General features: G+C 64.2%; 5 protein-coding genes and 1 tRNA gene. 1 reads left to right on the top strand and 5 read right to left on the bottom strand.

Going from position 1 to position 6,889, the window contains the following annotated elements:
• The 5 genes from metG to WA702_RS04985 all read right to left on the bottom strand — a co-directional run.
• The coding region (gene metG, locus WA702_RS05005) for a methionine--tRNA ligase (RefSeq protein WP_425109426.1) at positions 1-1,514 on the bottom strand (1,514 nt) is incomplete at its 3' end.
• Between the two features lie 54 nt (positions 1,515-1,568).
• Positions 1,569-2,609, bottom strand: a complete 1,041-nt coding sequence (locus WA702_RS05000) for a DNA polymerase III subunit delta' (protein ID WP_425109425.1) — start codon at positions 2,607-2,609, stop codon at positions 1,569-1,571.
• On the bottom strand, positions 2,606-3,289 hold the full coding sequence (gene tmk, locus WA702_RS04995; protein WP_425109424.1) for a dTMP kinase: 684 nt from the start codon (positions 3,287-3,289) through the stop codon (positions 2,606-2,608). Before tmk ends, WA702_RS05000 begins: the two co-directional genes overlap by 4 nt.
• A gap of 1 nt (position 3,290) precedes the next feature.
• Positions 3,291-4,445 carry a D-alanyl-D-alanine carboxypeptidase family protein gene (locus WA702_RS04990; protein WP_425109428.1) on the bottom strand — a complete coding sequence of 385 codons (1,155 nt, stop codon included), beginning with the start codon at positions 4,443-4,445 and terminating at the stop codon, positions 3,291-3,293.
• Between the two features lie 220 nt (positions 4,446-4,665).
• Positions 4,666-5,604: a septal ring lytic transglycosylase RlpA family protein gene (locus WA702_RS04985; RefSeq protein ID WP_425109427.1), complete on the bottom strand. Its 939-nt coding sequence runs from the start codon at positions 5,602-5,604 to the stop codon at positions 4,666-4,668.
• Positions 5,605-6,654: 1,050 nt separating this feature from the next.
• Here WA702_RS04985 and WA702_RS04980 point away from each other — a divergent pair.
• A tRNA-Ser gene (locus WA702_RS04980) sits at positions 6,655-6,744 on the top strand.
• The last annotated feature ends 145 nt before the right edge of the window (positions 6,745-6,889 follow it).

Here is a 6,889-nt window from a genome sequence, read left to right as displayed (position 1 = left end):
TTGCCGAGATCGTTGGCGAGGTCGGCATTGATGCGCGCGACGATCGCCTCATGATTGTAGTTGCCGTCCTGCCCGAACGGCACCTCGCGCAGGAAGAAATAGCGCGTCTGGTCGACGCCATATTGGTCGGCCAGATGGAAGGGGTCGACGACGTTGCCGACCGACTTCGACATCTTCTCCCCCCTGCTGAACAGGAAGCCGTGGGCATAGACGCGCCGCGGCAGCGGCACCCCTGCCGACATCAGGAACGCCGGCCAGTACACGGAGTGGAAGCGGATGATGTCCTTGCCGATGACGTGGACATCGGCCGGCCAGTAGTGCCAGTTCGGATCGCTCTCGTCGGGATAGCCGACACCCGTGATGTAGTTGGTCAGCGCGTCGACCCAGACATACATCACGTGATCTTCGTCATTGGGCACCCGCACGCCCCAGTCGAAGGTGGTGCGCGAGATCGAGAGATCCTTCAGCCCGCCTTTGACGAAGCTGATGACCTCATTGCGCCGCGCATCCGGCCCGATGAAGTCGGGTTGGTTTTCATAGAGGGCAAGAAGCTTGTCCTGATAGGCCGAGAGACGGAAGAAGAAACTCTTCTCCTCTACCCACTCGACCGGCGTGCCCTGCGGACCGAGGCGCACATTGTCGTCGTTGAGGCGTGTCTCCTCCTCGGCGTAATAGGCCTCGTCGCGGACCGAGTACCAGCCGGCATAGATATCGATATAGATGTCGCCATTCTGCTGCATCCGATTCCAGATCGCCTGGACCGACTTGTGATGCGCCGGCTCCGTGGTGCGGATGAAACGGTCGAACGAGACGTCGAGCCGCTCGTCCATCTCCTTGAAGCGGGCCGCGTTGCGGGTCGCAAGCTCGGACGGGCTCAGCCCTTCGTTCTGCGCGGTCTGCACCATCTTCAGGCCGTGCTCGTCGGTGCCGGTGAGGAAGAACACGTCCTTGCCGTCGAGCCGCGCGAAGCGCGCAATCGCGTCGGTGGCGATCGCCTCATAGGCGTGACCGATATGCGGCTTGCCATTCGGGTAAGCGATTGCGGTGGTGATGTAGAAGGCGTTTCGCTCGACTGCGGGCGCTGCAGCTTCCACGACTGGGGCGGGCTTCGGCTTGCGCGGCGCCTTTGGCTTGGCGAGATTAGCGCGCTTGGGCGCAACCGGCGCGGTCTCCGCGATCGGCGCCTTCACTGCGCGCTTCTTGGTAGCAACTGGGGTCGCCTTCTTTGGCGCCTTCGCGGCAACTTTCTTCACGGCCGTTTTTGCGGTGGTCTTGGCGGCTTTCTTCACGCCGCGCTTGCCGGCCTTGCTCGCAGGCTTGGCAGCAGACTTCGCCTTGGACGATTTGGCCTTGGCGGCCTTCTTGCCGGTCTTACCAGGTTTGGCAGCAGCGCCTTTCTTCTTGGCAGTTTTCTTCGCTGTTTTTTTGGCGGCCTTCTTCGCGGCGCGCGGCGCCTGCGACTTGCGCGCCTGCTCGGTCGCCTTCTTGACAGTTTTCTTGCTGGCCTTCGCCACGGCAAATTCCTCTTCGACGTCGAACTGATAGTCTCGGGATGACGGACGGCGCGGCTAGCGCGTGGCTTCGGCGAGCATCCCGAACACCGAGAAAACCAGCGGTTTTCTTTCCAGATTGTAGGATTCGGTGTCGCGCGCGGCGCGGACGATCTTTTCCCACACCTCCGCCAGCCGTGCAAGGCGGGGCAGATTGGCGTTGGCATCGCCGGCCCTGAGGCGCTCGGCCATCCAGCGCTCGATGCTGTCCAGGAAGCTCGCCAGCGCCACCCGATCGCTGGTGCCGAGCGCATCGCCCAGCGCGTGCAACTCGGCCGGATTGACGCTCGGCAGGCTTGCCAGCAGCGCCGCGGTGCGGGTCTGCAGCTGCAGCGAATCGCCGCCGAGCAGCGCCAGCGCGCGGGAGACGCTGCCCTCGGACGACTCCGCCGCTTCCTGCAATGCCGGATCTGTGACATCCGTGCCGGTGGCCTCAGCCGCGGCGCGGACCACGTTCTCGGTCGACAGCGCGCGCAACGAGAGCCTGCGGCAGCGCGATTTGATGGTGGCGAGCACCCGCGCGGGCGCGTGGCTGATCAGCAGAAACAGCGACTGCTGCGGCGGCTCCTCGAGAATCTTCAGGAGCGCGTTGGCGGCATTGGGATTGAGTTCATCCACCGTATCGACGATGCAGACCCGCCAGCCTTCGACCGCGGCCGTCGAACCGAAGAAGCTGATGGTCTCGCGCGTCTCGTCGACGGTGATGACCGTGCGCATCACGCCCTTGTCGTTGGCCGAGCGTTCCAGGGTCAGCAAGCCGCCATGGGCGCCTGTGGTGACGAGACGCCCGGCATGATCATCGGGATGGACCGAGAGGGATTCGGCGGCCCGTACGGCCGGTGCATTGGCATCGCGGTTGGCGAGTACGAAGCGCGCCATCCGATAGGCCAGCGTGGCCTTGCCGATGCCCTGCGGTCCGCCGACCAGCCAGGCATGGGCGATACGGCCGCTGCGATAGGCGTTGAGCAGCGCCGCCTCCGCCTCGCGATGCCCGAACAGCGCCGACGTCTCGCGCGGATGCCGGACCGCAATCTCCTGCTCGACCTTGCGCGCGCTCATGCCGGGCTCGCCGCCGTGGTCATGGCAAGATGCCCGTGCACGGCGCTCCAGACGGCCTGGCCCACACTGTCGGCGTCAGCAGTAGCGTCGATCAGCACGCAGCGGTTGGGATCATCGGCCGCGATCTTGCGATACGCCGTGCGCAGCCCCTCATGGAAGGTCATGTCCTCGCTTTCGAAGCGGTCCGCGGCGTCGCTGCCGCGCCGGACCGCGGCCCTGTTCATTCCGACCTCGACGGGGACGTCGAGGATGAGGGTGAGATCGGGCTTGAGGTCGCCGATCGTCACCCGCTGCAAGGCGTTGACGATGCCGGGCGCGACCTGGCCAAGGCTGCCCTGGTAGGCGCGGGTGGAATCGAAGAAGCGGTCACACAGAACCCAGGTGCCCTGATTGAGCGCCGGCAGGATCACTGTCTGGACGTGATCGTCGCGCGCCGCCGCGAACAGCAAGGTCTCGGCCTCGGGACCGAGCAGCTTGCCGACACCGGACAGTAATACATGGCGGATGATCTCCGCACCGGGCGAGCCGCCGGGCTCACGGGTTGTGACATTGCGCACGCCCGCCGCTTCAAGACGTTGCGCCAACATCTTGATCTGGGTGGATTTTCCGGAACCTTCGCCACCCTCGAAGGTGATGAATTTGCCGCGGCCGGCGCCGCGCTTCACGCCAACATCCGCCATTTCAGAGCTTCTCGACGCCGGCGCGGAACATCCCGATTACGAGCTCGCTCACCCCGTCGAACGCGCGCCGCATGGTCGATCCCTTGCCGACCGATTCCGCTGCATAGACCGGGGTCTCCACGGCGATATTGGGGCCGCGCCATACCCTGACAACGCCCACCTTCTGGCCTTGTTCGATCGGCGCCCGCACCGGTCCGCTATAGACGATGCGCGCGATCAGCTTGTCCTGGCCGTTCTTCTGCACCATCACCTTGACCGGCTCCTGGCTCAACAACGGCACGGAGCCCGCGTCGCCGCCGAACACCTTGGCATAGCCGATCGGCTGGTCGGCCGCGAACAGGGTCCGGCTTTCGAAGTTACGGAAACCCCATTCCAGCATCTTCTTGGCTTCGGTGGCGCGATCCTCGGAATCCTCGAGCCCGTTGACGACGACGATCAGCCTTGTGCCGTTCTGCACGACCGAGCCGACCATGCCGTAACCGCCCTCCTTGGTGTAGCCGGTCTTGAGCCCGTCAGCGCCCTCCATCGCGTTCAGCAGCGGGTTGCGATTCGGCTGGCGGATCTTGTTCCAGGTGAATTCCTTTTCACCGAACAGTTTATAGAAGTCCGGATAATCCAGGATGATGTGGCGAGCCAGCATGGCGAGCTCGCGCACTGTCATCTTGTTGCCGGGATCGGGCAGACCGTTGGCGTTGCCGAAGGTCGACTTGGTCAGGCCGAGCTCGCGGGCGCGCGGGGTCATGAAGTCGGCGGCAAAGATCTTCTCGTTGCCGGCCATGCCTTCGGCGAGCGCTATGCAGGCATCATTGCCGCTCTGGATGATGGCGCCATGCAAGAGATCGTCGATCGAGACCTTGCTGTTGAGCGCTGCGAACATCGTCGAGGTGCCCGACGGCGCCCCGCCCCGGCGCCAGGCGTTTTCGCTGATCCGGTATTCATCCGTCAGCTTGACCTTGCCTTCCTTGACGGCATGGAAGACGACCTCGGCCGTCATCAGCTTCATCATGCTGGAGGGCGCACGCAATTCGTCGGCGTTCTTCTCGAACAGCACGGCGCCGCTGGAGGCCTCGATCAGGATCGCGGTCGGCGCATCGCCCTCGAACCCGCCCTCGTCCTTGCGGGCGCCCTGCACGCTCTGATTGGCGGCGTGGAGCACACCGCCCCACCCGATCGTCACGGCGGTCGCGACCGCGATCAGCGAACGCAACAGCCGACCGGATGGAACGGACAAGCGGAACGGTAACTTTGACGGTATCATCGACGAAGCCCTGACAAGCCCCGTTTTAACAGTTGGGTCAGGCGCAAACAACACGACTTGCCGTCCTCGACGCCGCGATGCACGCAATTGCATCACGCTGTTCATCCTGGAACAGTGCTCAATAGAGGCCGCGGCCGCTCAGGATCTCGCGTGCTTCGCTGGCGCCGTCATCTGGCGCATAGGCTGCCACCGGCGCGGAGGCGGTCGCGTAGTTGCCATTCGCATCATACGAAACCGCGCGGGCGTTCGGCAGCGCCCGGCCGCTTCTGCGGCTCGAGGCCGACATCTCCGAGGTGGCGTTGAGCGAGGCCATATCCGCCGACGTATTGCCGAGCGTGTACGGCCGGTCCTGCGGCATCGGGACGTCGCCGCGGACCGGACGGCCGGCCGAGGTCGAGAACTCCGGCACGAACGGCCGGGCCGAGGCCACACGCACTAGTGACGGTGCGGGCGCCGGCGTGCCGGTGCGCAAGGTCGCCATCAGGGTCAAATCGTCGGACCCTTCCAGCGGTGCGCGGCCGACATATTCGACCCGGACGCGGGCGACGCCATTGCCCTTGAAGTCCAGCAGTTCGGCCGCCTTGTTGGAGACGTCGATCAGGCGGTTGTTGTGATACGGTCCGCGGTCGTTGACCCGCACGATCAGCGACTTGCCGTTCGAAAGATTGGTGACGCGGGCGTAACACGGCATCGGCAGGGTCGGATGCGCCGCCGTCAGCGACGCCATGTCGAAAACCTCGCCATTGGCGGTCAGCCGGCCGTGGAAGTCGTCGCCATACCAGGACGCGAGACCCTCGGCGCGATAGTTGACGTCCTCCTCGGGCACGTAGACCTTGCCCGCCACCGTGTAGGGCTTGCCGACACGATAGACGCCGCCGCCTTTCGGCACCGGCTCGCCGAACGCGACCACGCGAGGGCTCGACGACACGCCATATTTCGGATCGAGGCGGCTCGCGAACTTGCCCGACGAGGCGCAGTTCGCAACCATCAGGCACGCCGCTACCGCGACGGCGCCACGCACTATCAGCTCGATCGGATCTGTCCGCCGAATCCCCATAGACCCCAAATGACCATTCCACCGGCCGCGCCCATTGCAGAGCCAACCGGACCGCCCCCGAGTCGCGTCCCACCGCGACTGAACGCATAAGGATAACGCAACCCGAACGCGGCGGAAATGGGGTGGCCGATGGCGCAGTGGCGGCGTGGTTAACCATTCCCTGCCCCGCGCTTATCGACCGCCGGCAGCGCTCGGCCGCCACTACACGTTTCCCGTGTTTCCACTGATCCCCGCGAGCCACACCTGTTGCAAGGAATCCTCAATGCTATCCGATCTGATTTTGCACCGGTGAATCTTTTTGACTGTGCGGGGTTGCACGTCGTTTGGTTCTCGCGGGGCGCAAAAGGACGTTTTGCGATGTTCGAAGCAGTGACGGCGATGATGGGTTTGCTCGGTGCGGGGATCTTCCTCGCTCATGCGTTCGAGGGCGTGCGGTCACGCGCCTGAGTGTTACGACTGCGCGTTATGACTTGGGCTTGATTTTAAGGATCGACCCGAACGACTGGAAGCATCACTTTTTTGCAATCTGGCTTTTCCGAAAATCTTAATCAATTCGGACCAGCATCGGACGCAGGAGGTGGCTTATGCGACATCAAGACATCGTCTCGGGCGGCTTTCTCGCCCTGACTGCAGCGAGCTTCGCGGTGCTGTGCTCGAGCCTGATCGCGTTCGCGCTGGCATAGGATTGGATAGCGGTGACGCCGAAGCTTGACGCGGTATTGCCGGGCTGAGGGACACGTAGCCCTTGTCGATGCTGAGCGCATCGGCGAGGGCTTTTTGTTGGGGTGCGATCCTTCGGATTGGAGCGCCATCTTGCGGTGGGAGAGCTCCAGACGACTTGTGGCCGGACGCTCACCTTCCCCTGCCCCAGCGCCCCCTGGGATACGAGTAATCAGCGCCGGGGCCGCCGGTCTGAAGGAGCTGCATTGTCCCGCTCAATGAGCGCCGTTGACGACATGCCGCGCGGCGCCATAAAGAGGCGTGGTACGGCGCGCGGCGGACGCATGTGGCAGTGCAGGATCTCCTTGCCAGCAGCGTCTGATCGTCTTCGGAAGGGTGGCCGAGTGGTTTAAGGCACCGGTCTGGAAAACCGGCGTGCGGGAAACTGTACCGTGGGTTCGAATCCCACCCCTTCCGCCACCTCCGAGTGCCCGGCGGCGGAAGTGAAGGCGACCTCTGGTCTGTCCCAATCGGCCGGTCTGCTCCTGGCCACGCCATCTCGACGAGCTAGCTATGTTGCGCGACAGGAGGCAAACAACGGATGCGGCTTCTTCTGGTCGAGGAT

This window comes from Bradyrhizobium sp. (assembly GCF_049798375.1).
Lineage (GTDB): Bacteria > Pseudomonadota > Alphaproteobacteria > Rhizobiales > Xanthobacteraceae > Bradyrhizobium.
Note: the sequence above shows the minus strand (reverse complement) of the source record. Positions and strands in the feature narration are given on the sequence as shown.

Excerpts from the sequence above, each read along its gene's own strand:
- WA702_RS04985 (WP_425109427.1), bottom strand. The coding sequence starts at position 5,604 with ATGGGGATTCGGCGGACAGATCCGATCGAGCTGATAGTGCGTGGCGCC.
- tmk (WP_425109424.1), bottom strand. The coding sequence starts at position 3,289 with ATGGCGGATGTTGGCGTGAAGCGCGGCGCCGGCCGCGGCAAATTCATC.
- WA702_RS05000 (WP_425109425.1), bottom strand. The coding sequence starts at position 2,609 with ATGAGCGCGCGCAAGGTCGAGCAGGAGATTGCGGTCCGGCATCCGCGC.